Genomic DNA, 25,530 nt, shown 5'->3' with positions numbered 1-25,530 from the left:
GCGTCGTTACTCTGAGGGGCGACGGACGACCTTTCTGGGAGACGCCAACACCATTGGCCCGTCGCGGGAACGCCACAAACCTTGGCTGACCTCCCGGTTTGTGAACAAGGCGCCACCGCGTCGGAACCAATACCTCGATGAAGGAGTGCGTGGTGGCATTGCACAAAGCTCAACACAAGCAGCCCCGTTTGAAGCAGGGCGAGCGGCCAGGCCGGATCAAGGAAGTCCGCAACCTAGAAGTCTGGGACCGCTGTGCCCCGGTGCGCCTGGCCGGCTGCGACGACGATCCTGCCGAGCCGAATATCTTCCGCGGCATCGACTGATCGGCTGATCGCAGGTGTGTATCGGCCCTGACCCTTGGGCCTCCTCCTCCGGGGTCAGGGCCGACGCCCGAGCAGACACAACAGCCGGGTGAGATCATCGGCGTCCGCCGGCGGCTCCATCGCGGGAGCGAACAGCCCGGAGGCGGCAAGCCCGGGGGCATACGGCTCCACCTCGCGCAGCGCCGCCGTCGCCAGATGGCCGGGCAGCCGCTCCTCGGCGCCGATCGCCCGGGACAGATCCCAGGTGTGCACCACCGCGTCGGCCATCATCTGTGTGCAGTACGCCTCGGCACGCTGCGAGCCGTAGGACAGCTGGACCGGCCGGTCCAGCGCACCGCGCTCCGAGAACGCCGCCACGGCGGCCACCGCCGCGCGGTCCCAGACGGCGGCCGGGTCGTCCCCGAGCACCTCGCCGTCGAAGTCCGATCCGACGTCCGTGATCGCGGCGCCGTCCCGCACCAGGCGGGGCACCCACAGCTGCTCCGCGGTGAGGTGGTTCACCAGATCGCGCACCGACCACTCCGTGCACGGTGTCGGGGCGTCCCACTGGTCGTCGCGGACGGCATGCACCCGGGTCCCGAAGAGGGCGAGAGCCTCGCCATGGGTTCGCAGGATCTCGTCGTGGTTCATGCTCCCCGAGGATAGGAGCGGACACGGACAACGGCTCCCCGACGCACGGCCGGTCATGGGAAGGCCCGCCGGTCATGGGAAGGCCCGCGCCGAACCGAACGGCCCAACCGGGGGCGGGCGATTTCCCGCCCGCCCGCGGCCGGCCCGTACGGCCGCGGTCAGTCGGCGTAGAGCTGACGCCGCGGCACGATCTGCCGGTCCTGGCTCGGGCTGGACCACAGCAGCTTCATATGGGCCTCGCCGGTCTGCTCCGTGTAGTCGATCCGGATACGGTGCCGCTGACCGGCTTTCAGGGTGACCGTCCCCTTGTCGGCCTTCGGGCCGTGCGGGGTGGCGCTGTCGATCACCAACGTGCCGTCGATCCACAGCCGCACGGTGTCGTCCGAGACGGTGGTGAAGGTGTATGTCTCGTCGTAGCGCGGCTGGATGCTGCCGGTCCAGCGGGTGCTGAAGCGGTCGGCGGGGATCTTCGGGTCCGGTGAGCCGTCGAAGCGGTAGGAGTTGTTCACCGTCGGATCGACGGTGGTCACCGCGGGCGGGCCGGTGAAGGAGTCATTGGCCCAGCTCCGCGCCGTCAGTCCGGTGCCGGTGCCGGCGGGCGCCGCGGCGGGCGGCCGGATGGTGAGCCGGATGACGCTTGCGCGAGGATCGGTGGCCGCGCCGGACGGAGTGAGGTCGAAGCCGTCGCCGGACCGAACGGCCTTCACCTGCTGGGAACTGCCCAGCACCCGGGCCGAGGTGATGTCGAACGGCGCCCTCGCCGTGAGGTGGAGTGCGGCGCCGGGGGCCGGCCAGGAGGTGACGGCGGCGTACAGCTCGTTGCCCCGGCGGGAGACCGCGCCCCAGGGCGGGTCCGCCACCAGACCGGTGTGCCCGGCCCCGTACACCGCGTCGCCCTGGCCGTGCGCGGCCAGCCACCGGCCGGTCTCCCGCAGCCGGTCGACGGACGGCTGCGGGATGCGCCCGAGCCTGTCCGGGCCCACGTTGAGCAGATAGTTGCCGCCGCGGCTCGCCACGTCCAGCAGGTTGCGGACCACGGTCGCCGACGACTTCCAGTGGGTGTCGTACTTGGCGAAGCCCCAGTGGTCGTTGAGCGTCATACAGCTCTCCCAGAGCTGCCCGTCAACCGGCTCCGCGGGGATCTCCTGCTCCGGTGTGCCGAAGTCGCCGTCGACCACCTCGCGTTTGCCGACCCGGTTGTTGACGATCAGACGAGGGTTCAGGGTGTGCAGATACGCCTGGAGGTCGGCACCGTCCCGGCGTGACCAGCGGTTGGTGGGGTTGTCCGTGTCCCACTCGCCGTCGAACCACAGCAGAGCCGGGTCGTAGCTGTCGATCAGCTCCTTGAGCTGGCCGTACATCCGCTTCTTGTAGCGCGGGAAGGTGGCCGGGTCGGCGAAGTCCGGATCGTGCCAGTCCCAGATCGAGTAGTAGAAACCGAGTTTGATCCCGGCGGCGTCGGCGGCCTTCTTCAGCTCGGCGAGGATGTCGCGGTGCGGGTCGAAGGAGGAGTGGTCGCGCAGATTCCAGGTGTTCTGCCGGGTGGGCCACATCGCGTAGCCGTCGTGGTGCTTGGAGGTGATGACGATGTAGCGCTGACCTGCGTCCTTGGCCGCCCGCACGATCGCCCGGGCGTCGAAGGCCGACGGGTTGAAGGTGGCGGCCTGCCGTTCGTACTCCTCGTCCGGGATCCGGCACTCGCGCTTGATCCACTCCGCGTTGCGGCAGACCGTGCCGTCGGGCCGGGTGTATTCGCCCTCCAGATTCGAGTACGCGCCGAAGTGGATGAACATCCCGAAGCGGCTCTGACGCCACCACGAGGTGCGCGCCGAAGTGAAGGGATCGTCGGTCGCGTGGTTGGTGCCGGGACCGGCGGTGGGCCGGGGCGGGGGCTTCGCGGCGGCGACGGGGCCGCCGGCGGCCAGCAGCAGGGCGCCCAGCACCCCCGCCAGTCCCAGCAGCCCGAACGGTCTTGTGCGGCTGTGCATCGCTCGCTCCTCGGGTCAGTTGGTCACGTACGTGCCTCCTGTGCCATCCCGCATGGTGCAGTCCCGGCAGCCGGACCGGAAGACCCCGGACATGACAAACATCGGAGCATCTTGGGGAAAGAGGCGGCGAGTTGGGGAAGTTGGAGGGTGGAAGGCCAGGAGACCTCGGACCTAAGTGGGGGGCGGGGGAATGGCCGAGAAGGGCGCGTCGTAGGGCCGGCGCACGGATGACGCGAGGTCAGCGCCCTGGCGAGGAACGCGTCTTGCCGGTTCAATGAGCCATCCGGTCGCACTCACTGGAGGCACCATGGAAGCCGTCGCCCGATCCGCCGCCGGCGCCCCGGTCATCCGCTGCGCGGGCCATGAACGCGACTATCCGGCCTTCCTCGAACGTGCGGCGCGGATCGCAAGCGGCCTGAAGGAATGGGGAGTTGAGCCCGGCGACCGGATCGCCGTCGTGCTGCGCAACGAGCCCGCCCATCTGGAGATCACCGCCGGAGCCGCTCTGCTCGGGGCCTCGGCGGTCCCCGTCAACTGGCACTTCCGGCACCACGAGCTGCGCCATGTGCTCGCCGACAGCGGCAGCAAGGTCGTCTTTGCGCACACCGACCTGCTGGCCGAGGTGTCCGCCGTGCTTCCCGACGGCGTACGGGTCGTCGAGGTGGCCGTCCCGGCCGGGGTCGCGGCCGCCTGCGGGATCGCCCTGCCGCCGGCCACCGGTGCCCACCCGCTGCTCGACGACTGGCTGGAAGGCCGCGCACCGCTGCGGGACGTCGCCGTGGAACGCCCGCCCACCGTCATCTACAGCTCCGGAACCACCGGACGCCCCAAGGGAGTGCTGCGCGAACCCGTCGCCGCGGACCGGCTGGAGGAAGCGGTGCTGCGGTTCCTGGAGTACTTCGCCGTCGCCCCCGGTGGCCGTACGCTCATCCCCGCCCCGCTCTACCACGCCTCGCCCAGCCAGCACGCCGTCCTCGCCCTCGCCGCCGGTCTGGACATCACGCTGATGCCGCGCTTCGACGCCGAGGAGTTCCTCCGGCTGATCGCCCACCACCGCATCGAGCAGGTCCAGGTCGTGCCCACGATGTTCGTCCGGCTGCTGCGCCTGCCCAAGGACGTCCGCGAGGGCTACGACCTGTCCTCGCTCACCTCCGTCGTACATGCCGCGGCGCCCTGTCCGCCGCATATCAAACACGCCATGATCGACTGGCTGGGGCCGGTGCTGCGGGAGTACTACGGCGGCAGCGAGACCGGTGCCGTGACCTGGTGCGACAGCGCGGAGTGGCTGGCCCACCCCGGCACCGTCGGACGGGCCACCGGAACCTGCGGGGTCGCGGTCCTCGGCCCCGACGGGCAGCCGCTGCCGACCGGTGCCACCGGCGACATCTACCTCAAACCCGCCGACGACTGGCCCCCGTTCACCTACCTCGGCGACCCGGACAAACGCGCCGCCATGGAGGCACCGGGCCTGCCCGGGTACGTCACCATCGGGGACATCGGCCATCTCGACGCGGACGGCTACCTCTACCTCAGCGACCGCCGCAACGACATGGTCATCTCCGGCGGGGTCAACATCTACCCCGCGGAGATCGAGGGCTGTCTGCTCGCCCTCGACGGGGTCCGTGACGTGGCGGTCTTCGGCATCCCCGACGAGGAGTTCGGCGAGGTCCTCGCCGTGCACCTGGAGACCGAACCCGGTGTGCTGCTCAGCGCCGAGACGGTACGCGCCCATGTCGGTGCGCGGCTCGCCGGCTACAAGGTCCCCCGGGCCGTGGTCTTCGAGGAGCGGCTGCCGCGCGACGATTCGGGAAAGCTCTTCAAACGGCGGCTGCGGGATCCGTACTGGGCGGGTCACGACGGCGCGATCTGAACGTCGTGCCCGCCCGGCGGCCGCCTCGGCTCAGCAGGCCCCTCCGTCGAGTACCGGAATCAACACCTCCTCCTCATAGGTGAGATGGTTTTCCACCTCCTCCGTGAGGCGCTCGACTTCGGAGAGCACCAGCTGCGGATCCGCGTCCTGTCCGGAGATGACTTTCTGCAGGTCGGCGAGGAGGACCGCGAGTTTCTCGTGTTCCTGGCGCATACGCTCCAGGGCCGGGGCGAGTTCGGGATGATGCCGGCCGAGCATCGGAAACATTCCGGCGTCCTCACCGGTGTGGTGATTGTGCAGCCCCTGGCAGAGGGAGAGGCAGTTCACCCGGAGCTGGGCACCGAGACCGGGGCCCGAGGTGGCGATTTCCTCGCGGATCAGGGCGAGTTCCCGCCGGAATCCGTCGTGTACGGCCTTGAGTGCCGCGCCCACCGAGGAGGCGTTGATATTCGGCGGCCCGGCGGGAATTTCCTCCAGGGCCACCACGGGAAGGATCCGCTCCGTCTTCTCCTGGTAATCGGACCACCCGGGATCGGCCTCGGCCGCACGGGCGAAGGCGCGGTCGCGTTCGGCGCCCTCCAGGACAACGGCCTGCGCCTCGTAGGTGAAGACGCCTGCCTCGACGGTGACACGGGGATGGGCCAGCAGATTGTGGTACCAGGCCGGGTGCTTCGGTGCGCCGGCCGCCGAGGCGATGACCAGGACGCGCCCGTCGACGTCGGGAAGGTAGCCGAGCGGGGTGGTGTGCGGGGCGCCGGACCGGGCGCCCGTGGTGGTCAGCAGAAGCAGACGGCCGCCCTCGAAGGGGCCTCCGACGCGACCGCCGTTGGCGCGGAACTCCTCGATGATCTGTCGGTTGAAATCGATCGGCATATGCGGTGTTTCTCCAGGATGAGGGAGTGCGGATGAGTCCGCACAGGCAGGACGAAGAGGCCCTGCGGGTGAGACGGAGAACCGCTCGCGGGCAGGGCGAATCGACCACGGGGCGAAGGGCGTTCGACCGTGGTGCGGAGCCGCCGGAAAGGCGGAAACGGAAAGGGCGCGGAGGCGCGGAAAGTGCCTGGGAAAGAGGCGCGCAGGCAGGGTGAAACCCGTGCGCGGGCCAAACCCGCAGGCGGAAGTGGAGCGCGAAACGCGCGAAAACTCAAAGAGCGGAGGGGCGGGCCTCTTGTCGCCCGCCGGGCGGTCACGTGGTGACCGGGAACCTCACTCGCTCATGGCACATGGCCGACCCGGTAGTCACGGCGACAAAGGTAATGCCACAAAGGGGCGAAGGCAACGGCGAAGCGAAATCCGGCCACTCGCCTTCCTCGCCTTCCTCGCCTTCGTCGGCAAAGCCGCAGTCCTCACCTGCCACCGCCGCCTCACCAAAAGAACCGACGTCTCAGAGCCGTACGGCCTCCAGCAGCACCAGCCGCTCCGGGAACAGCGTCGGCGCCTGCACCCCCACCTCGGCCAGTACCCGGCCCGGCAGCGTCACACCCCGCTCCCACCAGGGCAGCGCCGAGGTGGCCGGCCCCTCCGGGCGGTCACCCGGCGCCAGCGGCGCCAGCCGGTAGTCCGCGTCCGGATCCAGCCCCGGCAGCCGTACCCGCCCGGCCGGGGACTGCACACTCGTCGCCATCTGCACCAGCGCGAACACCGCCCGCCCGGCGTCCCCGGCCACCACGCCGTGCACCCACAGCGCCGGGTCGGGATGGTCGCCGTGCACCACCGTCCCGCTGTGCAGCAGCGGTCGCAGCGTCCGGTGGAGCGCCACCCACTCGGCCAGCCGCGCCCGCTCCGCCGCGCTCGCCGCCGTCAGGTCCCACTCGATCCCGAAATGGCAGAACAGCGCGGTCCCCGCCCGGAAGTCGAGGGTGTGCCGCCGCCCCGTCGTGTGCGCGACCGGCGCCCCCACATGTGCGCCGAGCAGCTCCGGCGGCAGCAGCAGCCCCGTCCAGCGCTGGATCCGCTGCCGCTCCAGCGCGTCGATGCAGTCGCTGGTCCACACCCGGTCGGTGCGCTCCAGCACTCCCAGATCCACCCGGGCACCACCGGACGCACAGGACTCGATCTCCAACTGCGGGTGCCGCGTGCGCAGTTCGTCCATCAGCCGGTAGGCGGCCGTCGTCTGGTGGTGCGCGGCGGCGTCCACGAGATCGCGGTTGTGGTCCCACTTCAGATAGTCGATGCGGTGCTCGCGCAGCAGGGTGTCCAGCCGTGCGAGGACATACGCGTACGCCTCGGGGCGCGCCAGAGCGAGGACCTGCTGATGGCGGGAGGCCGGCGGCAGCCGCGACGGGGAGGCGGCGAGCACCCAGTCCGGATGCGCGCGGGCCAGATCGGAGTCCGGGTTGATCATCTCCGGTTCGACCCACAGCCCGAACTGCATCCCCAGCCCCCGCACGGTGTCGATCAGCGGCCGCAGCCCGTCCGGCCAGACCTCCGCGTCCACATACCAGTCGCCGAGCCCGGCGTGGTCGTCCCGCCGCCCCCGGAACCACCCGTCGTCCAGCACGAACCGCTCCGCGCCGGCCTCGGCAGCCGTCCTCGCCAGCCGTTCCAGCGTGGTCAGGTCCTGGTCGAAGTACACCGCCTCCCAGGTGTTGAGGGTGACCGGCCGAGGGGAGGCGGGGTGCCCGTCGCGGGCCCGCAGCTCGCGGTGGAAGCGGGCGGCCAGCTCGTCCAGGCCGTTGCGTCCGTAGGAGCCGTAGAGCCAGGGGGAGCGGTAGGTGGCGCCCGGGGCCAGCCGGATCTCGCCGGGCAGCAGGAGTTCGCCGCCGGCCAGCACCGCCTGCCCGGCCGGGGTGCGCTCGGCGAGCGAGCGGTGGTTGCCGCTCCAGGCCACATGCAGCCCCCACACCTCACCGGACCGGAAACCGAAGCCCGCCTCCCCGGCGGTCAGCAGCAGCGTCGCATCGCTGCCGGTGCGCCCGCGCCGGCTCTCCCGCAGATGGGTGCCCAGCGTGAACGCATGCCGCTGCGGGGCGCGTTCCCGCAGATGCCGGCCGGTCAGATCGAGCAGCTCGGTGGCCTGGGCGGGGACCGGCAGGGCGGGCGTCAGCTCGGTGAGGTGGTACGGCCCTTCGCCGGTGTTGGTGACCGCCGCGCGCAGCCGCACCAGCCCCGCACCGGTCAGCCCGAGCTCCAGCGTCAGTGCCAGACCGCCTTCCGGGTCCACCGCCTCGACCGTCAGGGATCGGCTCTCGTCCCGTACGGACGTGCCGTGCACCGTGAACGCGGGCGCGGCGGCACGGCCCGCACGATGGCCGCTCACCCCTGGGGTGCCGAGCCAGCCCGCCGACTGCTGCGGCAGCACACTCAGCGGAACCGGCTCGTCCAGCGCATTGGGGACGGTCTGCGGGACATCGGCGGCGCGCAGCCCGGCGAGACGGCCGGGCGCGGACGCCCCGAGGTCGGCGCCCCAGTGCACGATGCGCGGCAGACCGGTGCCGGACAGGTCCAGCACCAGGCTGGTGCCGGCGGCCCGGAAGTGCAGGAGGTCGTCCATGGTGGGATCCCTTCGTGACGGACGGTGGGGCGGGGTGTGCCGGGGGACGGACGGAACGGCGCGGGCGGTGGGACGGGCCTGACGGCGCGCCCTGCTGCGAGAGGTACCGGACGCACCGCCCGGCACACCAGAGGGCCGCCGGCCGCCCACGATGACGCCCGAGGTAATCGACCCGTACCCCGACGGCTGGAAACGTGGGCGTCACCGCACCACCGATGCACCGGGAGGCAGTCCCATGACCGCATACGCCGTCGCCCACCTCCGCCCCGCCGCCCCGCACCCGGAGATCTTCGAGTACATCGAGAGGATCCAGGCGACCCTGGACCCCTTCGGCGGCCACTTCCTCGTCCACGGCGCCGAAGTGGAGGTCAAGGAAGGCAGCTGGCCCGGAGCCCTCGTCATCATCGGATTCCCCGACATGGCACGGGCCCGCGGCTGGTACGACTCGCCTGCCTACGCGGAGATCCTGCCGCTGCGCACCCGCCACATCGACGGCGAGGCGGTGCTGGTGCCGGGGGTCCCCGACGGTTACGACCCGGCCGTCACGGCGGCGAAGCTGCGGGCGGCGGCGGCCGGTTGAGGCCTGGCCCGGGACCCGCAACGGCGGCCGGGTGACGTCCGCGACCGCGCGGAACGACGGCCGGCCCGCACCCCGTGAAGACGCCCCTCGGAGGCACCCCGCGAAGTGGGCCGAATCTTCGTACCCGACCGTGACCGGCCGCTCGCACCCCCGCTAAGGTCTCCCCAACAACGCAGGTGAAACCGCTTCCACAGGGTTCCGGGGGCAGCGCCCCGGGGGGAGGACACAGAGCGAATGAGCCGCCGTTCCCATGGGTTAATGGCCATCTGGGCCGAGGCGCAGCGGCAGCAGCAGCGCCAGCAGGAAGCCCAGCGCCGCGCGCGGGCCCAGCAGCAGCGCGACCAGGAACGGCAGGCCAGGGACGCCGAACGCGCCATGGCTCGGATGCACCGCGAGCGGCAGGCGGCCTACCGGCAGCAGCGCGAGGCCGACGCCCGCCGCCGCACCGAGGAGCTGGACGGCCGGGTCGCCACACTGATCGGGCTCCTCGCCGAAGGCTGCCGCGCCCCCGCGTTCTCCCCGGCAGCGCTGCTGCGCCCCGAGCGCATCGAGGCGTTCGCGCCCGGCGCCCTCGCCACCCCGGTCCCGATGCCCGACCCTGCGCGCTATCAGGCACCGCCGGGCGGATGGCAGGTCGGTGTCCGCCGCGACCGCGCCCAGGGGGAGGCCCGCGCCCGCTACGAGCAGGACTGGTACGCCGCGCAGGCCGCGGAGAGCCGACGGCAGGCCCAACTCGCGGCCTACCGGCAGCAGTACGACCAGTGGGCCGCGGGCGCCCTGGCCGAGATCCGGCAGCACAACGCCGGGATGGCGGAGCTGCTGGACGGCCTGCGCGACGGCGAACCGGACGCGGCCGTCGAGTACTTCTCCGCCGCGCTGTACTCCTCCACCGCCTGGCCGGAGGGCTTCCCCCGGCAGGTCGCCGCCGCCTACGACCCGATGGCCCGCCAGCTCGTCCTGGACTGGGAGCTCCCGGGCTACGACATCGTGCCCGAGACCAAATCCGTCCGGTACATGCCCACCGCCGACCAGGAGAAGGAGACCGCCCGGCCGGCCGCGCAGCGCCGGGCGCTCTACCGCGATGTCCTGGCCCAGAGCGTGCTGCTGGTGCTGCGCGACCTCTTCGCCGCCGACACCTACGGCACGCTGGACTCGGTGGCCCTGAACGGGTTCGTGGACGATGTCGACCCGGTGACCGGCCGCCCGGCCCAGGTGTGTCTGGCGACCGTCATGGCACCCCGCAGCGCCTTCGACACCTTCCACCTCGCCCAGGTCAGCGCGGTGGAGTGCCTCACCGACGGGCTGCGCGGCCAGCTCGCCGCGCGCCCCGACCAGCGGACCGCGGTACGCCCCGCACGCCTTCCGGGCGACGTCGGGGGCGGGGTCGTCTCACACGGCACCGACAGCGAACCGGACCTGTACGAGATGGACCCGATCGCCTTCGAGAATCTGATCGCCGAGCTGTTCCGCGCGATGGGCATGCAGGCCGTGACCACCCAGCGCTCCGGCGACGGCGGGGTCGATGTGGACGCCCTGGACCCCGACCCGATCCGCGGCGGCAAGATCGTGGTGCAGGTCAAGCGCTACCGCCACACCGTCCCGCCGACCGCCGTCCGCGACCTCTACGGCACCGTCCAGTCCGAAGGCGCCAACAAGGGCGTGCTGGTGACGACCTCCCGCTTCGGCCCCGGCGCCCACACCTTCGCCAACGGCAAACCGCTCAGCCTGATCGCCGGCTCCGAACTCGTCGATCTGCTCGCCCGCTACGGGCTGCGCGGACGGCTCGGCGGAGACGCTCCCACCGGCCCCGCCGTCCCCGATGAGGCACCGGACCACAACATTCTCGGCATGAACTGGTCCGGCGAGGTCGCCCTCGACGTCTGCGCCCTGGTGTGCAAGGGGACCAGCGTCCTGAGCGAAGAGCACTTCGTCTTCTACAACAATCCGCGCAACCCGGACGGCTCGGTGCGGATGCTGCCCGGCTTCGCCCCCGACCGGGCCGCGATGCAGGTGCGGTTCGAGGCGCTGCCGCCGGACGCCGACCGGCTGGTCCTGGTCGCGGCGATCGACCCCCAGGTCAACCCCGACGCCGATCTCTCCGGCTTCACCCAGGCCCGGGTCCGGCTGCTGGACGCGTCGGGGGAGGAGCTGGGGCAGCTGGAGGTCTCGGAGGGGCGGCCGGGCGAGACCGCGCTGGTGCTCGGCTCGTTCCGGCAACGGGCGGGCGGCGACTGGGACTTCGTGGCGGGCGGCAAGGGCTTCCCCGGCGGCCTGGAGGCGCTGGTGCAGGAGTACGGCATCGAGGTGGCCTGAGGCCCGGGCCGGCGGAGTGATCCGAGGGGCGGGCCCTTCGGACAGTCGCCCGGGTCAGCCCTGCCACAGCCGGGTGAGGACGGCGTTGACCTCCTCCGGCCGGTCCTGGTGCGGCGCATGGCCGGCGCCGCTCACCCGCACATGGCGGGCGCCGATCGCCGCGGCGAGGTACTCCCCGCAGGCCATCAGCGCCGTGCCGGTGAAGTCCCGGTAGTCGGGGTGGACGGTCTCCCAGGTCCCGTTGATGACGGTCTTGGGCATGGTGGCCGCGGCCAGCGGACCGAGCGGAAGCTCCGCGTCCCATACGGGGCGTTCGCGCATCGCCGACCGCACCGCGCGCAGCAGCCGTGGGGTCAGCTCCGGCAGCGGCAGCCCGTACGGCTCGGTGGACCGCCGCAGGTGTTCCTCCGGGCTCAGCTCCTCGTCGATGTCTGCGAACGACGCCCTGATCCGTTCCAGCGCCGCCGCCACGGTGGGATGGGCGGCCGCGGTGCGCAGCGGGGACGGCTCGATGAGGGTCAGTGACCGCACCGCCTCCGGGCGGGCCGACGCGGCCAGCATCACGGCGGCCGCCCCGTAGGAGTGGCCGGCCAAGTGCGCTCCGCTGCCCAGGAGTTGGCCGATGTCCTCGGCGTCGACCGTGTAGTCGCTCCGCGCGATGTCCGGGCTGTCGCCGAAGCCGCGCCGGTCGACGAGTTCGAGACGGAACCTCCCGGCCAGCGGCCGCTGCTCAGCGAAGCACTCGGTGCCCCAGCTCATCGTGCCGTGGACCAACACCGCCCGCGGCGCACCGGGCGTCGCCTCGTCCCACACCGTCACATGAAGCGGCTCACGGCCCTGGAGGGAGTCATGGGTCATACGGCCTGAGGTTAGATCCACGCCGGGCTCACGGGACAGGCCCCAGCAGGACAGGCAACCGTCCCCGGCGGTGGGGCCGGCCCGCTGAACTACCCGCATGGCGGTCGCTGAGCGTGGTGGCGCTGGTCAAGGCTGGCCGCAGGGCCGACCGGCCCCGTGGCCAGGGTGTCCGTCGTACTCCTGCCGCCGGACGGGCAGCTCGGCCGGGGCGCGGAGACCCGGCTCCGCGGCACCGGACCGTTCGGTCACCACGTGCACGCGACGGACGGAGCGCGCCCTGACGGGCCGGTTCCGGGAACGGTGAAGCAATGGTGCGGAAAGCGGGGAGCCACTCGGGCGTGATCCCGGCGAAGGTGCGGTGGGGCAGACAACTGCGGGCGGCCAGGAAGACCGTGGCCAAGGAACGCGGCTGGTTCAAGGACGACCCCCAAGGCTGGCGCAGCGCCCTCACCAGCTCCTTGACCACCCTCGGCAACCTGCTGGCGGAGAAGCTGGACCGGCCGGCTGAGGCGCTGCCGTTCCTTCAGGAAGCGGTTGCCCTCCGTCGCGACAAGGTCGAGACCGACAAGCACCCTCACTGCCGCATCGAGCTCGCCCAGTCCCTGAGTACCCTCGGCGAGCTGCAGGCACAGCTGGGCCGTCCGGCCGAGGGGCTGCGGTACGCGGAGGAAGCCGTCGACGTCTGCCGCCCCCTGGCCGAAACCGACCTCGCTCGCTACCGCTCGGACCTCGCCGAGTGCCTGAGGACTCTCGGAGACCTGCTGGCGGCGCTGGACCGCCCGGCCGCGGCGCAGGCCGCCCAGGACGAAGCCCTCGCCCTGGAGGGGGAGCCCGAGGACCTCGTCGCCCTCTACCGTGGCCTGGCCGAGGCCGACCCCGACCGCTACCGCCCCGCCCTCGCAGCCTCCCTGTACTACGGCTACGACCGGCTGAGGCGGGACGACCGGCCGGCCGAGGCGCTGCCGTTCGTGGAGGAGGCCGTTGCTCTCCGTCGTGGCCTGGCGGGGGCCGGCGCGGCCGCGTACCGCCGCATCGCCCTCGCCGAGTCCTTGCGTGCCCTCGGCGCGCTGCTGGGACAACTGGACCGGCCGGCCGAGGCGCTGCCGTACGTGGAGGAAGCCGTTGCCCTCCGTCGTGGCCTGGCGGAGGCCGACGCGCCGCCTCGCCGACGCCTTGCCCTTGCCCTGTCCCTGCGTCTCCTCGGCCGGCTGCTGGCACAGCTGGACCGCCCGGCCGAGGCGTTGCCGTTCGCCCGGGAAGCCGTCGGCCTCTGGCGTGGCGTGGCGGAGTCCCAGGCCGAGGACCGTCGCTACGAGGCCGGTCTCGCCATCTCGCTGCACACCCTCGGCGAGCTGCTGGCGCAGCTGGACCGGCCGGCCGAGGCGTTGCCGTTCGCCCAGGAGGCCGTCGACCTCCACCGTGCCCGTATCACCCTCCTCGGCAACCGCAATCTCACCGGCGCCCTGCACACCCTCGCCGAGGTGCTGACGGCGCTGGACCGCCCGGCCGAGGCACAGGCGGCACGGGACGAGGCAGCGGCCCTGGAGAAGACGGAACCGGAGGCCCCGTGAGGCGTCCGGCCTGATGGCGGCAGTCGTGAGTCCGTATGGGGGAGAGCCGCGGACACCGGCGCACGGGGGGATTTCCGGTCATGTCCCTGCTGATATCTGTCGGGCATGAGCGCGTACACACGGTATGCGGCAGCAGCCCTGCTCGCCGCGCTGGCCGTGGGCTGCACCAGCCCGCACCCCGTCCCACGGCCGGCCCCGCGGCCCACCCCGGAACCCACACCGCGGGCCCATGCGGGCGCCCCCGTCACCGAGGACGCCGGCCGGCAGCCCTTCACCCTGGTCGCCGCCGGGAGCGTCCTCCCCTCCGACCCCGAGGTCCTCGCCACCGCCCGGCGCGACGCACCACACGACGGCTACGACTACCGGCCGATACTCAAGGGCGTGCGGCCGGTCATCTCCTCCGCCGACCTGGCGCTGTGTCATCTCGACGCGCCGCTCGGACCGCTGGGCGGGCCCTTCACCGGGCACCCGGTCCTGCAGGCACCACCGCAGATCGCCACCGCGCTGAAGGCGACCGGCTACGACTCCTGCGCCACCGCCTCCCACCACGCCCTCGACCGCGGAGTGCCGGGTGTGCAGCGCACTCTGGAGGCCCTGGACACCGTCGGGCTGCGCCATACCGGCTCGGCCCGGGACGCCGCCGAGGGCGCCCGCCCTGCGCTGCTGCGGGCCCCGGGCGGCGCACGGGTCGCCCAGCTCGCGTACACCTACGGCACCGGCGGCGGGCGGCGCCCGGCGTACGCACCGTGGACGGTGAATCTGCTCGACGAGAAGCGGATCATCAAGGATGCCCGGGCGGCCCGCCGGGACGGCGCCGATGTCGTGGTCGTCAGCCCGTACTGGGGCACGGAGTACCGAACGGCCCCCGACGCACGGCAGATCCGGCTGGCCCGTGCGCTCACCGCCTCCGAGACCGCCGGCCGGCCCGACATCGATCTGATCGTCGGCACCCGTGCGCACACCCCGCAGCCGTACGAGAAGGTCAACGGCACCTGGGTCGTCTACGGCCTCGGTGACCAGCTCTCCGGCGTCACGAAGAAGCCGCGGGGCAACTGGGGCACCATCGCCCGCTTCCGGTTCGCGCCGCCGCACCGCGCCGGTCAGCGCTGGCGGGTCACCACGGCCGAGTACCTCCCGCAGCTCGTCGAGCAGGGCAAGCGGGTCCGGGTGCGCAATCTCGCCACGAGCGGCCGGCACGACCGGATCGGCACGTCGGTCGGCACGGTGGTGCTGAGCCGGGGTGCCGCGGCCGACGGGCTGAAGAGGGGCCGGTGAACCGCAGCCCCGCGCCGTCCTCGCGTAGGCCGCACCTGCCCCGGTGTGAAACCCTGGCGCAGCACCCCGTCGGCCAGGTCAGGGAAGGAACCGGAGGGCAGTGAGCGAGCAAGCGGCCGTCCGGGCCCGTAATCCGCGTGGACAGGGCGAGCGTCTGCGGGAGGAACTCCTGCGGGCCACCGAGCGGCTCCTGGAGGAGGTCGGCAGCGAGGACGCGCTGTCGCTGCGGGCGGTGGCCCGCGCGGCCGGTGTGGCCGCGCCGAGCATCTACCGGCACTTCTCCGACAAGACCGAACTGGTCTGGGCGACCCTCGAAGTCAGCTATGAGCGGCTCGCGGAGGCGATGTCCGGGGCCGCCGCCAAGGCGGCGGACGACCCGGTGGAGCGGCTGCGCGCCCAGCTGCGCGCCTACTGCCGCTATGCCGTCGCGCACCCCGCGACCTACCGCCTGCTCTACGAGACCCGGCAGACCCCGGTCGACCCCGAGCGGCTCGCCGGGCACCCCGCCGGGCTGCTGGTGCGCAGCTGGCAGCAGGCCCTGACGGCCTGTGAGGACGCTGGATGGCGGGTGCGCGGCTCGCGGTCCGAGGCGCCGTACGTGCTGTGGTCGGCGGTGCACGGCCGGGTCACGCTCTGGCAGGTCATGCCGAGCCGCAAGGACACCGGACGGCTGGACCGGTTCGTGGACGAGATGCTGCAGCTGCTGCTGGAGCGCTGAGCCGCGCTTTCGGCGCTCCGCTCAGCCCCTGTCCCACCGGCCGCTCCGCGCAGCGCCGAAACCGTCTCCCTGAGGCACCGTCACGCACACCACCCCCCGGCATCGTGATGCATGCACTACACATGTAAGTTTACGGGTGTTAGGCGAACGTTCGGCTCATGGCGCACGCCCCTGCCGGTGTGCGCGCACCCAGCGAGATGAGCGAGATGACACTTTCCACCGCCCCGGCGCCGCTGCCCGTGGAACCCCCGAGCGGCTGCCCCTTCGACCCGCCCGCCGAATTCGGCACCCTGCGCACCCAGCAACCGATCTCCAAGATCGCTCTGCCGGACGGCAGTTGGGCCTGGCTGGCCACCCGCTACAGCGACATCCGGACGATCCTCGGCGACACCCGCTTCAGCTCCGACACCACCGTTCACGGCTACCCGCTCAGCGGGATGACCGGCGGCGGCAGCACCGAGAACCGCGGCTTCATCCGCCGGGACCCGCCCGAGCACACCCGGCTGCGCCGGATGGTCACCCGGGAGTTCATGGTCAAGCGGGTCGAGGCGCTGCGCCCGGAGATCCAGCGGATCACGGAGGAACTCTGCGACCTGATGGAGCGCGCCGAGCGGGGTGTGCACGGCGGAGTGGACCTCGTCGAGGCACTGGCGCTGCCGCTCCCGTCGCTGGTGATCAGCCTGCTGCTGGGCGTCCCGTACGACGACCACGACGTCTTCCAGCGGCTCACCGGCACCCTGCTCTCCCGCACCGTCCCCGACGACGAGCGGGAGACCGCCCGCCTCGAACTGCGCGACTACCTCGACCGGTTGGTCACCGCCAAGGAAGCGGACCCCGGGGACGACATCCTCGGGCGGCTGATCGTCGAGCAGCAGCGGACCGGTGAGATCGGCCACGACGAGGTGGCCGCGTTCGCCGCCCTGCTGCTGATCGCCGGGCACGAGACCACCGCCAACATGATCGGTCTGAGCGCACTGACCCTGATGCGCGACGCGGAGACCGCCGGGCAGCTGCGTCAGGAGCCCGGCCTGATCCGTGGCGCCGTCGAGGAGTTGCTGCGCTTCCACAGCATTATCCGCAACGGGCCGCGCCGGGTCGCCACCGCCGATATCGAGCTCGACGGTCACCTCATCCGGGCCGGCGAGGGCGTCGTCGTCGCCGTTCCGTCCGCCAACCGCGACGAGAGTGTCTTCCCCGACGCCGACCGCCTCGATGTGCACCGCCCCAACGCCCAGCACCATGTCGCCTTCGGCTACGGCATCCACCAGTGCCTCGGCCAGGCGCTGGCCCGGGTCGAACTCCAGGTGGTGATCGGCACCTTGCTGCGCCGCTTCCCCACGATGCGGCCCGCGGTGTCTCTCGACGAGATCCCCTTCCGCACCGATATGGCGATCTACGGCTGTCACGCCCTGCCCGTCACCTGGTGACCACGGCACCACCGCCGGGCGGCCCGACCGCGGCCGGATTCCCCCTTCACTCCACCGCAACTCCCATGGAGCCTTCTGCCATGAAGATCACCCTTGATGCCGACAAGTGCTGCGCCGCCGGACAGTGCGTGCTGATCGCCCCCGAGGTCTTCGACCAGCGCGACGAGGACGGAGTGGTGGTGCTGCTCGACGCCGAACCGCCCGCCGGGCAGCACGACGCGGTCCGTGAGGCGGCCGCCATCTGCCCGGCCGCCGTGATCGAGGTACACGCGTGACCGCCCGGCCGATCGCCGTCGTCGGCGCCTCCGCGGCCGGCCTCGCCGCGGCCGAGGCGCTGCGCCGCGGCGGCTGGCGCGGCCCGCTCACCCTCATCGGTGACGAGCCCCATCTCCCCTACGACCGGCCGCCGTTGTCCAAGCAGTTGCTGCACGGCGCCTGGGAGCCGGACCGGCTGCTGCTGCGCACCGAGGAGCAGCTCGCCCCGCTCGGCCTCGATCTGCGGCTCGGCACCCGGGCCACCGGCCTCGATGTGGCCACCCGCACCCTCACCCTCGACGGCGGGGAGAGGCTGGGCTGCGCCGGCGTGATCATCGCGACCGGTGTCGGGGCCCGAACCCTGCCCGGCGCCGACCGCATCGCCGGGGTGCACACTCTGCGCACCCTCGACGAGGCACTGGCTCTGCGCGGCCGGCTGGCCCATGGGGGTACCCCGGGCCGGCGCCTGGTGATCGTCGGGAACGGCGTACTGGGCTGCGAAGCCGCCGCGGTGGCACGGGAGTTGGGACACGACGTCACCCTCGTCGGCATCGAGCCGACACCGATGGCCGCCGCCGTCGGCACCGAGGTCGGCGAGCTGCTCGCCGAGGAACACCGCGCCCGGGGCGTACGGCTGCTCACCGGCGCGGTGGACGGATTCGAGACCGCGCCCGCGGACCCGGACGGCTCCGACCCGCAGATCACCGCCGTACGGCTGGCCAGTGGGGGTCCCCCCGGCAGTGGGGCCGCCGGGGGAAGCAGCCGGCTGCCGGCCGACCTCGTGCTGCTGGCGATCGGCTCCCGGCCCGCCGTCGAGTGGCTGGCCGACCCGGCCCTGGACACCACCGACGGGCTGCGCTGCGATGAGTACTGCGCGGCCGCCCCCGGCATCTACGCCGCGGGCGATGTGGCCCGCTGGGACCATCCGGTCCACGGCCGGCCGCTGCGCTTCGAGCACCGGATGAACGCCACCGAGCAAGGCATGGCCGCCGCCCGCAACCTCCTGGCCGAACTGACCACGACGGCCGACGCCACCGGGGTGGCGGAAGACGCCCCCGCCCCGGAACGCCGCCCGTTCGCGCCCGTGCCGTACTTCTGGTCCGACCAGTACGACCTCAAGCTCCAGGCGTACGGGCTGACCGCGGGCGCCGACCGGGTCGAGGCCACCGTCCTGGACCGGGCCGAGCGGCGCGTCCTCGCGCTCTACGGGCGGGACGGGCACGCCGTCGGCGTCCTGGCGGCCGGCCTGCCGCCCCGCCGGATCCGGGCGCTGCGCGCGGTCATCGCCACCCCGCTGCCCTGGGAGGAGGCCCGCGAGCGGATCGGCGCCGCCACGGCCGGCGACTGAGACACCTCCTGGGACCGGCCCCGACGATGGCCCGACCACGCCGGGCTGTGCCTGATCATGGAGGGATGGCCGACTCGTACGTACGGGTGCGCGGCGCCCGTGAGCACAACCTCCGCAGCATCGATGTGGACATCCCGAGGGACGCGCTGGTCGCGTTCACCGGGGTGTCCGGATCGGGCAAGTCCTCCCTCGCCTTCGGCACCCTCTACGCCGAGGCGCAGCGCCGCTACTTCGAGTCGGTGGCCCCCTACGCCCGGCGGCTGATCCACCAGGTCGGCGCGCCCAAGGTCGAGGACATCACCGGACTGCCGCCCGCCGTCGCCCTGGAGCAGCGGCGCTCCGCCCCCACCTCCCGCTCCTCGGTCGGCACCGTCACCACCCTCTCCAACACCCTGCGGATGCTCTTCTCCCGCGCCGGCGACTACCCGGAGGACGCGGCGGAACGGCTGGACTCGGACGCCTTCTCGCCCAACACCGCGGCCGGCGCCTGCCCGGAGTGCCACGGCCTGGGCACCGTCCACCGCGTCACGGAGCAGTCCCTCGTCCCCGACCCGGCGCTCTCCATCCGGGACGGTGCCATCGCCGCCTGGCCCGGCGCCTGGCAGGGCAAGAACCTCCGCGACATCCTCGCGGCCCTCGGCCACGACACCGACCGGCCCTGGCGCGAGCTGCCGCCGGCCGAGCGCGAGTGGATCCTGTTCACCGACGAACAGCCCGTCGTCACCGTCCACCCCGTGCGCGACGTGGGCCGGATCCAACGCCCCTACAAGGGCCAGTACATGAGCGCCCGGCGCTATGTGCTGCACACCTTCGCCGACTCCAAGAGCGAGACCCTGCGCAAGCGCGTCCAGGGGTTCATGGTCGCCGAGCCCTGCCCGGTGTGCGCCGGGCGGCGGCTGCGCCCCGAGGCTCTGGCCGTGACGTTCCACGGCCAGGACATCGCCACCCTCGCCGGGATGCCGCTCGGCGCCCTCGCCGAGCTGCTGCGCCCCACCGCCGCACGGCCGGACGACGAGGTGGCCCCGACGCTGGCCCGCGACCTGGTGGCGCGGATCGAGGTGCTCACCGAACTCGGTCTGGGCTATCTGAGCATGGACCGGCCCTCGCCCACCCTGTCCGCCGGTGAACTCCAGCGGCTGCGGCTGGCCACCCAGCTGCGCTCCGGCCTCTTCGGCGTCGTCTACGTCCTGGACGAGCCCTCCGCCGGCCTGCACCCCGCCGATACCGAGTCCCTGCTCACGGTGCTCGGCCGGCTCAAGGAAGCGGGCAATTCGCTGTTCGTCGTCGAGCACGACATGGAGGTGGTGCGGCGCGCCGACTGGATCGTCGACATCGGCCCGCGCGCCGGGGAACACGGCGGACAGGTGCTGCACAGCGGGCCCGTCGCCGCGCTCGCCGACGCCACCGGCTCCGCCACCCGCCGGTTCCTCTTCGACACCGCACCGCCCGCCGCCCGCACGGTGCGCCGCCCCACGGGAACGCTCACGCTGCGCGGTGTCACCCTGCACAATCTGCGCGGCCTGGACGCCGCCTTCCCGCTCGGCGTCTTCACCGCCGTCACCGGTGTCTCGGGATCGGGCAAAACGACGCTGGTCACCCGGGTGCTCGCGGAGGCCGTGCGCGAGCACCTCGGCGACGGGACGACCGATACGGGCGAGGACGGGACCGAGGCCGGACCGATGGCCCGCGCCCAACTCAGCGGCGCCGAGGGCCTGGAGGCGATCGACCGGCTGGTGCGCGTCGACCAGAAGCCGATCGGCCGCACCCCGCGCTCCAACCTCGCCACCTACACCGGCCTCTTCGACGCCGTACGCAAGGTCTTCGCCGCCACCGACGAGGCCCGCGCCCGCGGCTACACCGCCGGACGGTTCTCCTTCAACGTCGCCGCCGGCCGCTGCGAGACCTGCCAGGGCGAGGGCTTCGTCGCCGTCGAACTGCTCTTCCTGCCCGGTACGTACGCGCCCTGCACCGCCTGCCACGGCGCCCGCTACCACCCCGAAACCCTGGAGATCACCTACCGGGACCGCACCGTCGCCGACGTCCTCGCGATGACCGTGGACACCGCCGCGGACTTCCTCGCCGACATTCCGGCCGCCGCCCGCAGCCTGCGCACGCTCCAGGACGTGGGCCTGGGCTATCTGCGGCTCGGCCAGCCCGCGACCGAGCTGTCCGGCGGCGAGGCCCAGCGCATCAAGCTCGCCACCGAACTCCAGCGGACCCGCCGCGGCCACACCCTCTACCTCCTCGACGAGCCCACCACCGGACTGCACCCCGCCGACACCGAGGTCCTGCTGCGCCAGCTCCACGGCCTGGTCGACGCCGGCCACACCGTGGTGGTCGTCGAGCACGACATGGGGGTGGTGGCCGGCGCCGACCATGTCATCGACCTCGGTCCCGGCGGCGGAGCGGACGGCGGCCGGATCGTGGCGGCGGGCACCCCGGCCGAGGTCGCGGACGCGCCGGGGAGCCGGACCGCCCCCTATCTGGCCCGGCGGAGGGCGCGGCCGGACGCCCGTTGACCGTCCGCTAATGTACGCAGGTCAGATCACCAGGTATCACCACCGCGCAGTACTGCGCAGCACCACGAAGGGGGCACCTCTTATGGCAGACATGGAGAAGGCCAGGGCGGCGTTCGACCGGTTCGACGCGGACGGCGACGGCCAGGTCACGCCGGAGGAGTTCAAGCACGCGATGGCCGAGATGGGCGACCCGTACGTCACCGGCCCGGTCGCCGAGGCGGTCATCAAGGTCAGGGACACCGACAGCGACGGCCGGATGTCGTTCGACGAGTTCTGGCAGGCCCTGCAGCACTGACGCGCCCGCTCACACCCCCTTCGCCTCCCGTTCGCCCGCGGCCGCGCGCAGCGCCGCCAGCCCGCGGGCGACCGGGGGCTGCCGCGCACTGCCGCGCCGGACGGCTGCCAGGAACCGCCGTACCGGCAGCGGCTCCCCGCGCAGCGGCACCCGTACGACCGGACACCGCTCCGGCACCGGCGCCAGCCTCGGCACCAGACAGATCCCGAAGCCGTGCGCGACCAGGGCGGCGACCGCGTACCAGTCCACCGCGTCATGGCGCACCCGCGGGGTGAAGCCCGCCGTGGCGCAGGCGGTCAGCAGCAGTTGATGCTGATCGGCCGGATCTCCGGCGCGGATCCAGCTCTCCCCGCCCGCCTCCGCCAGTGCCACGCCCTGCGCCGCCCGTCCGGCGAACCGGTGCCCGGCCGGCACCAGCAGGTCCTGCGGCTCCTCCAGGAGCGGCTGCTGGGCGAAGCGCGCGTCGTCCGGTGAGGGGCTGCCCGGCGCCGGAATCACCACGGCGATATCCGCCCGGCCGGCCAGCAGCAGTTCGAAGCGGTTCTCGCCCGGGTCCTCGCCGATCTCCACCGCCAGCCGCGGCAGTTCCGTACGCAGCCGCGTCGCTGCCGGTGCGATCACCCCGGCGATCGCCGTCGCCACCCCGGTGATCCGCAGCCGCCCGGCCACCCCGTCCGCGTGGCCCGCGAGATCCGCGCGGGCCTCCTCCCAGCGCGCGAACAGCGCGTCGGCGTGCTCGACCAGCGCCAACGCCGCCGGTGTGAGGCGTATGGTGCGGCCCGCCGGTTCCAGGAGTTCCAGCCCGAGCCGGGCCGACAGCTGCCGCAGCTGCTGGGAGACCGTCGACGGGGTCAGATGCAGGGCCTCGGCGGTCGCGGTGACGGTGCCCCGTTCATGGAGGACACGCAGGGTCTGCAGCCGGGGATCGATCATGCGGGGGAGCGTAGTTGAGGACAACCGCATCAACCGTGCGGAGATACCACACGGTTCCCTACGGAAACTTTCGATGGACCCACCACATCGGCCCGCCCGAAGCTGAACGGCATGACCGAGATCCTGACCGATGCCTTTCTGCCGGGCCTGTGGGCGGGCTATGCGCTCGCCGTTCCCGTCGGCGCGCTGGCCGTGCTGCTGGTGAGTGTGACCGCCCGGACCTCCTTCCGGGTCGGTGCCTCGGCGGCGCTCGGGGTGGCGACCGCCGACGGCCTCTACGCGCTGGCCGCGGTCGCCGGCGGCGCCGCCCTCTCCCGTGCGGTCGCCCCGGCCGCGGGCCCGCTGCGCTCGCTCGCCGCCGTCATCCTGCTCGGCATGGCGATCCGGACCGCCGTACGGGCCCTGCGCCACCGCGGTACGCAGGAGGGCCCGGCACGGGACGTCCTGGGACGCCCCGGCCGGGCCTATCTCGCCTTCCTGGGGCTGACGTTGGTCAACCCCTGGGCGGTCCTCTACTTCTCCGCGCTGGTGCTGGCCGGTGGTGCGGGGACCCCGGGGGCCGGTGCCGCCGGCTCCGCCGCCTTCGTGGCCGCCGTGGTCACCGCCTCCGCGAGCTGGCAGCTGTTCCTGGCCGTGGGCGGCGCCGTGCTGGGCAGGACGCTGACCGGCTCCCGGGGGCGGGTCGTCACCGCGCTGCTCTCCGCCGCGGTGATCTCAGCGCTGGCGGTCGGACTGCTGCTGCGCGGCTGAGCCGGTGCCCACCGGCGGTGGTGCGGCATGCTCGCCGGTACCCCAGCGGGACGGCTCCGTGCCCACGGTGAAGGCCAGTTCACGGCCCGAGCGCAGATCCTCGGTGGTGAGGTAGGTCCGGTCGTGGTCGGCGCCGTCGAGACGGACCGACCGCACATAGCGGTGGGCGGCGGAGGTACCGGGCGCCGTGACGGTGAAGTGCCCGGACGGGTAGTAACGCCGGTCCAGGGTCAGGTCCACCCGGTCGAAGACCGGTGTGCTCAGCCCCCAGCTGTCGGTGCCCGGCTGTACCGGGAACACCCCGATCGAGGAGAGCACCATCCACGCCGACATCGTCCCCAGATCGTCGTTCCCGGTCATCCCGGTCGGCGTGTCGGTGAACAGCGTCAGCGCCGCATGCACCACATCCGTCGTCTTCCAGGGGCGGCCGGTGGAGAGGTAGGTGTACGGCGCGATCAGATCCGGCTCGTTCTGCGGGTTGTACTTGTCCGCGTTGTAGTAGTCGTAGGGACCGTTCACCCACACCTCGCGGGCCGTCTTCTCCGGGTCCTCCAGCAGCTTCCGGTAGGCGAAGAACGCGTCCAGGCGCTCATCGGCCTTGTCCCTGCCGCCGATCAGCCGCAGCATCCCCGGCAGATCCTGCGGAACCAGCCACTGGTACTGCCAGGACGTGCCCTCGTGGAAGCCCTCGCTCTTGGCCGGGTCGGCGGGGCCGGTGAAGGCGCCCTGTGCGTCGCGGGCCCGGAAGAAGCCGGTCGAACCGTCGAAGATCTTGCGGTAGTTCTGGGCACGGGCCGCATACCGGTCGGCGTCCTTGCCGTGCCCCAGATCGCGCGCCATCTGGGCCAGCATCGCGTCCGACAGGGCGTATTCGAGGGTCGCCGAGGCACCGTGGTCGAAGTCGGAGTCGCCGGGCTTTGGGTGCGGGCGGCCCTTGATGTACGGGGCGAAACCGTCCTTGAGGTAGGGCGCGTTGGCCTCCCGGCCGACGGCCGGCGAACCGTCCGGCGGAACTCCGTCGGCGTTCTTCTTCAGCGCCGCGTACGCCTCCTCCTCATGGCCCCGCAACAGCCCCTGCTGATAGGCGTTGGTGAGGAAGGGAGTGACCGGATCGCCGGTCATGATGTTCGTCTCGACCGTCCCGTAGCCCCACTTGGGCAGCCAGCCGCTCTCCTTGTCGATCCGCAGCACCGACAGCGCCATATCGCGGGACTCGCCCGGCGCCAGCAGCGCCAGCAGCTGCGCCTGGGTGCGATAGGTGTCCCACAACGACCAGTTCTGGTAGTAGGTGAACCCCTTGGCGCGATGCGTCTTCCGGTCCCATCCGGTGTACCGCCCGTCCACATCACTGCCGATGTTCGGCGCGAGGAAGGACCGGTAGAGCGAGGAGTAGAAGGTCCGGCGCAGCGTCCGGTCGCCGCCCTGGGCCTTCACCAGCCCCAGCCGCCGCTCCCAGGCGGCGTCGGCCGCCGCCTTCGTACGGTCGAAGGAACTGCCGCCCTCGGCACGCAGATTGCGGGCCGCGCCCGCCGCGTCCACATAACTGAGCGCGGTGGTCGCCTCGACGGTGCGGTCCGAGCGGGTGTCGAAGCGGGCGTAGGCACCGTGCCGGCCGCCGGCGGTGGAGCCCTTGGACCCGGCCGTCACCTTGTCGCCGTCCCAGGTCCCGTACGACGTGAACGGCCGGTCGAAGCGGGTGATCGTGTGGACGGTGTACGGCTGGGTGTCCTGGCAGAAGCCGCGGCCGGTGATGGCGGTGCGGATGGTGCGGGAATCCAGCACCTCGACCCGTGTCGAGACCGTCTTGTGCAGCGACTGGCCCGCGTTGAGCAGCACATTGGCCTTGTCGGTGGCCGGGAAGGTGTAGCGCTGCTTCCCGGTACGTGCGGTCGCGGTGAGCTCGGCGGTGATCCCGCCGTAGGAGGTCAGGCCGACGCGGTAATAGCCGGGCCGGGCCGACTCGTCGTCGTGGCGGTAGCCGGAAGCGTACTTCGCATAGTCGGTCTCGGTGATGTCGCCCGTGGTGGGCAGCACCGGCAGATCACCGCCGAGTCCGCAGCCCACGCCCGAGAGGTGCACCGCACTGAAGCCGCGGATGCGCTCGTCGTCGTAGCTGTAGCCGGCGAAGTGCCCGGTATCCGGGGAGAGCTGCACCATGCCGAACGGTACGGCGGCACCCGGGTAGGTGTTGCCGTCGTTCTGGCTGCCGATGAACGGGTTGACCAGGCCGGTGAGCGGGCCGCCGGGCGGCTCGGCCTGCGCGGCGGGGACCGCGAGCGCGCTCCCGATGAGCGCGGCCGCCAGCACCGCGCCCGCGGTGCGCAGCCGGGTACGACTGAGCCATGGCATGGATCCGGACCTCCGGGGGTTGGGTCGCCGGACAG

Annotated in this window: 20 protein-coding genes; 13 read left to right on the top strand and 7 right to left on the bottom strand. The window is 72.5% G+C overall.

Annotation, left to right across the window (positions count from 1 at the left end; all coding sequences use genetic code 11):
• The first annotated feature begins 152 nt into the window (after positions 1-152).
• Complete coding sequence (locus tag STRNI_RS06420) at positions 153-323, top strand: hypothetical protein (protein WP_158686011.1); 171 nt, start codon at positions 153-155, stop codon at positions 321-323.
• A 54-nt stretch (positions 324-377) separates the two neighbouring features.
• On the opposite strand, the gene STRNI_RS06415 is transcribed toward STRNI_RS06420, so the two are convergent.
• Positions 378-953 carry a TIGR03086 family metal-binding protein gene (locus STRNI_RS06415; protein ID WP_018088459.1) on the bottom strand — a complete coding sequence of 192 codons (576 nt, stop codon included), beginning with the start codon at positions 951-953 and terminating at the stop codon, positions 378-380.
• Between the two features lie 158 nt (positions 954-1,111).
• Entirely contained in the window at positions 1,112-2,941 is a 1,830-nt protein-coding gene (locus STRNI_RS06410; RefSeq protein ID WP_159484911.1) for an alpha-L-fucosidase, read from the bottom strand.
• Between the two features lie 307 nt (positions 2,942-3,248).
• Between STRNI_RS06410 and STRNI_RS06405 the strand changes: the two genes are divergently transcribed.
• Entirely contained in the window at positions 3,249-4,811 is a 1,563-nt protein-coding gene (locus STRNI_RS06405; RefSeq protein WP_159484909.1) for an AMP-binding protein, read from the top strand.
• Between the two features lie 30 nt (positions 4,812-4,841).
• On the opposite strand, the gene STRNI_RS06400 is transcribed toward STRNI_RS06405, so the two are convergent.
• Positions 4,842-5,684: a nitroreductase/quinone reductase family protein gene (locus STRNI_RS06400; RefSeq protein WP_159484907.1), complete on the bottom strand. Its 843-nt coding sequence runs from the start codon at positions 5,682-5,684 to the stop codon at positions 4,842-4,844.
• Between the two features lie 511 nt (positions 5,685-6,195).
• The gene (locus STRNI_RS06395; RefSeq protein ID WP_159484905.1) at positions 6,196-8,304 is read right to left on the bottom strand and encodes an alpha-galactosidase; all 2,109 of its coding nucleotides are present in this window, start codon (positions 8,302-8,304) and stop codon (positions 6,196-6,198) included.
• Between the two features lie 235 nt (positions 8,305-8,539).
• Between STRNI_RS06395 and STRNI_RS06390 the strand changes: the two genes are divergently transcribed.
• Both STRNI_RS06390 and STRNI_RS06385 read left to right on the top strand, forming a co-directional pair.
• Positions 8,540-8,884 (top strand): DUF1330 domain-containing protein, encoded by a 345-nt coding sequence (locus STRNI_RS06390; protein ID WP_266443743.1) that lies wholly within the window; start codon positions 8,540-8,542, stop codon positions 8,882-8,884.
• Positions 8,885-9,118: 234 nt separating this feature from the next.
• Positions 9,119-11,197, top strand: a complete 2,079-nt coding sequence (locus tag STRNI_RS06385) for a restriction endonuclease (protein ID WP_417816440.1) — start codon at positions 9,119-9,121, stop codon at positions 11,195-11,197.
• Positions 11,198-11,251: 54 nt separating this feature from the next.
• Here the strand turns inward: STRNI_RS06385 and STRNI_RS06380 are convergent, their stop codons facing one another.
• Positions 11,252-12,055 (bottom strand): alpha/beta fold hydrolase, encoded by an 804-nt coding sequence (locus STRNI_RS06380; RefSeq protein WP_277410721.1) that lies wholly within the window; start codon positions 12,053-12,055, stop codon positions 11,252-11,254.
• A gap of 338 nt (positions 12,056-12,393) precedes the next feature.
• Here STRNI_RS06380 and STRNI_RS06375 point away from each other — a divergent pair, with 338 nt between their 5' ends.
• From STRNI_RS06375 to STRNI_RS06340, 8 genes are all read left to right on the top strand, one after another.
• Positions 12,394-13,626 carry a tetratricopeptide repeat protein gene (locus STRNI_RS06375; RefSeq protein ID WP_266443732.1) on the top strand — a complete coding sequence of 411 codons (1,233 nt, stop codon included), beginning with the start codon at positions 12,394-12,396 and terminating at the stop codon, positions 13,624-13,626.
• A gap of 105 nt (positions 13,627-13,731) precedes the next feature.
• Positions 13,732-14,901 carry a CapA family protein gene (locus tag STRNI_RS06370; RefSeq protein WP_277410720.1) on the top strand — a complete coding sequence of 390 codons (1,170 nt, stop codon included), beginning with the start codon at positions 13,732-13,734 and terminating at the stop codon, positions 14,899-14,901.
• A gap of 100 nt (positions 14,902-15,001) precedes the next feature.
• Positions 15,002-15,619: a TetR/AcrR family transcriptional regulator gene (locus STRNI_RS06365; protein WP_018088469.1), complete on the top strand. Its 618-nt coding sequence runs from the start codon at positions 15,002-15,004 to the stop codon at positions 15,617-15,619.
• A gap of 206 nt (positions 15,620-15,825) precedes the next feature.
• Entirely contained in the window at positions 15,826-17,046 is a 1,221-nt protein-coding gene (locus tag STRNI_RS06360; protein ID WP_277413202.1) for a cytochrome P450, read from the top strand.
• 80 nt (positions 17,047-17,126) lie between these two features.
• Positions 17,127-17,321, top strand: a complete 195-nt coding sequence (locus STRNI_RS06355) for a ferredoxin (protein ID WP_018088471.1) — start codon at positions 17,127-17,129, stop codon at positions 17,319-17,321.
• Positions 17,318-18,649 (top strand): NAD(P)/FAD-dependent oxidoreductase, encoded by a 1,332-nt coding sequence (locus tag STRNI_RS06350; RefSeq protein WP_277410719.1) that lies wholly within the window; start codon positions 17,318-17,320, stop codon positions 18,647-18,649. The genes STRNI_RS06355 and STRNI_RS06350 overlap by 4 nt, the downstream gene beginning before the upstream one ends.
• 65 nt (positions 18,650-18,714) lie before the next feature.
• Positions 18,715-21,168 (top strand): excinuclease ABC subunit UvrA, encoded by a 2,454-nt coding sequence (uvrA, locus tag STRNI_RS06345; RefSeq protein WP_277410718.1) that lies wholly within the window; start codon positions 18,715-18,717, stop codon positions 21,166-21,168.
• Positions 21,169-21,250: 82 nt separating this feature from the next.
• Positions 21,251-21,463 carry an EF-hand domain-containing protein gene (locus STRNI_RS06340; RefSeq protein ID WP_266443719.1) on the top strand — a complete coding sequence of 71 codons (213 nt, stop codon included), beginning with the start codon at positions 21,251-21,253 and terminating at the stop codon, positions 21,461-21,463.
• A gap of 9 nt (positions 21,464-21,472) precedes the next feature.
• On the opposite strand, the gene STRNI_RS06335 is transcribed toward STRNI_RS06340, so the two are convergent.
• The gene (locus STRNI_RS06335; RefSeq protein WP_159484891.1) at positions 21,473-22,396 is read right to left on the bottom strand and encodes a LysR family transcriptional regulator; all 924 of its coding nucleotides are present in this window, start codon (positions 22,394-22,396) and stop codon (positions 21,473-21,475) included.
• A 111-nt stretch (positions 22,397-22,507) separates the two neighbouring features.
• On the opposite strand from STRNI_RS06335, the gene STRNI_RS06330 reads away from it, so the two are divergent.
• The gene (locus STRNI_RS06330; protein WP_159484889.1) at positions 22,508-23,146 is read left to right on the top strand and encodes a LysE family transporter; all 639 of its coding nucleotides are present in this window, start codon (positions 22,508-22,510) and stop codon (positions 23,144-23,146) included.
• Here STRNI_RS06330 and STRNI_RS06325 read toward each other — a convergent pair.
• Positions 23,111-25,495 (bottom strand): GH92 family glycosyl hydrolase, encoded by a 2,385-nt coding sequence (locus STRNI_RS06325; protein ID WP_159484887.1) that lies wholly within the window; start codon positions 25,493-25,495, stop codon positions 23,111-23,113. The genes STRNI_RS06330 and STRNI_RS06325 overlap by 36 nt on opposite strands.
• Positions 25,496-25,530: the final 35 nt, after the last annotated feature.

Origin of the sequence: Streptomyces nigrescens (assembly GCF_027626975.1) — a bacterium.
Classification (GTDB): Bacteria; Actinomycetota; Actinomycetes; order Streptomycetales; family Streptomycetaceae; genus Streptomyces; species Streptomyces nigrescens.
This window is presented reverse-complemented; position numbering and strand designations above follow the sequence as displayed.

Coding starts and splice junctions, on each gene's coding strand:
- STRNI_RS06325 (WP_159484887.1), bottom strand. CDS start 25,495: ATGCCATGGCTCAGTCGTACCCGGCTGCGCACCGCGGGCGCGGTGCTG.
- STRNI_RS06395 (WP_159484905.1), bottom strand. CDS start 8,304: ATGGACGACCTCCTGCACTTCCGGGCCGCCGGCACCAGCCTGGTGCTG.
- STRNI_RS06410 (WP_159484911.1), bottom strand. CDS start 2,941: ATGCACAGCCGCACAAGACCGTTCGGGCTGCTGGGACTGGCGGGGGTG.
- STRNI_RS06405 (WP_159484909.1), top strand. CDS start 3,249: ATGGAAGCCGTCGCCCGATCCGCCGCCGGCGCCCCGGTCATCCGCTGC.
- uvrA (WP_277410718.1), top strand. CDS start 18,715: ATGGCCGACTCGTACGTACGGGTGCGCGGCGCCCGTGAGCACAACCTC.
- STRNI_RS06330 (WP_159484889.1), top strand. CDS start 22,508: ATGACCGAGATCCTGACCGATGCCTTTCTGCCGGGCCTGTGGGCGGGC.
- STRNI_RS06360 (WP_277413202.1), top strand. CDS start 15,826: ATGACACTTTCCACCGCCCCGGCGCCGCTGCCCGTGGAACCCCCGAGC.
- STRNI_RS06335 (WP_159484891.1), bottom strand. CDS start 22,396: ATGATCGATCCCCGGCTGCAGACCCTGCGTGTCCTCCATGAACGGGGC.
- STRNI_RS06390 (WP_266443743.1), top strand. CDS start 8,540: ATGACCGCATACGCCGTCGCCCACCTCCGCCCCGCCGCCCCGCACCCG.
- STRNI_RS06380 (WP_277410721.1), bottom strand. CDS start 12,055: ATGACCCATGACTCCCTCCAGGGCCGTGAGCCGCTTCATGTGACGGTG.
- STRNI_RS06400 (WP_159484907.1), bottom strand. CDS start 5,684: ATGCCGATCGATTTCAACCGACAGATCATCGAGGAGTTCCGCGCCAAC.
- STRNI_RS06415 (WP_018088459.1), bottom strand. CDS start 953: ATGAACCACGACGAGATCCTGCGAACCCATGGCGAGGCTCTCGCCCTC.
- STRNI_RS06340 (WP_266443719.1), top strand. CDS start 21,251: ATGGCAGACATGGAGAAGGCCAGGGCGGCGTTCGACCGGTTCGACGCG.
- STRNI_RS06355 (WP_018088471.1), top strand. CDS start 17,127: ATGAAGATCACCCTTGATGCCGACAAGTGCTGCGCCGCCGGACAGTGC.
- STRNI_RS06385 (WP_417816440.1), top strand. CDS start 9,119: ATGAGCCGCCGTTCCCATGGGTTAATGGCCATCTGGGCCGAGGCGCAG.
- STRNI_RS06370 (WP_277410720.1), top strand. CDS start 13,732: ATGAGCGCGTACACACGGTATGCGGCAGCAGCCCTGCTCGCCGCGCTG.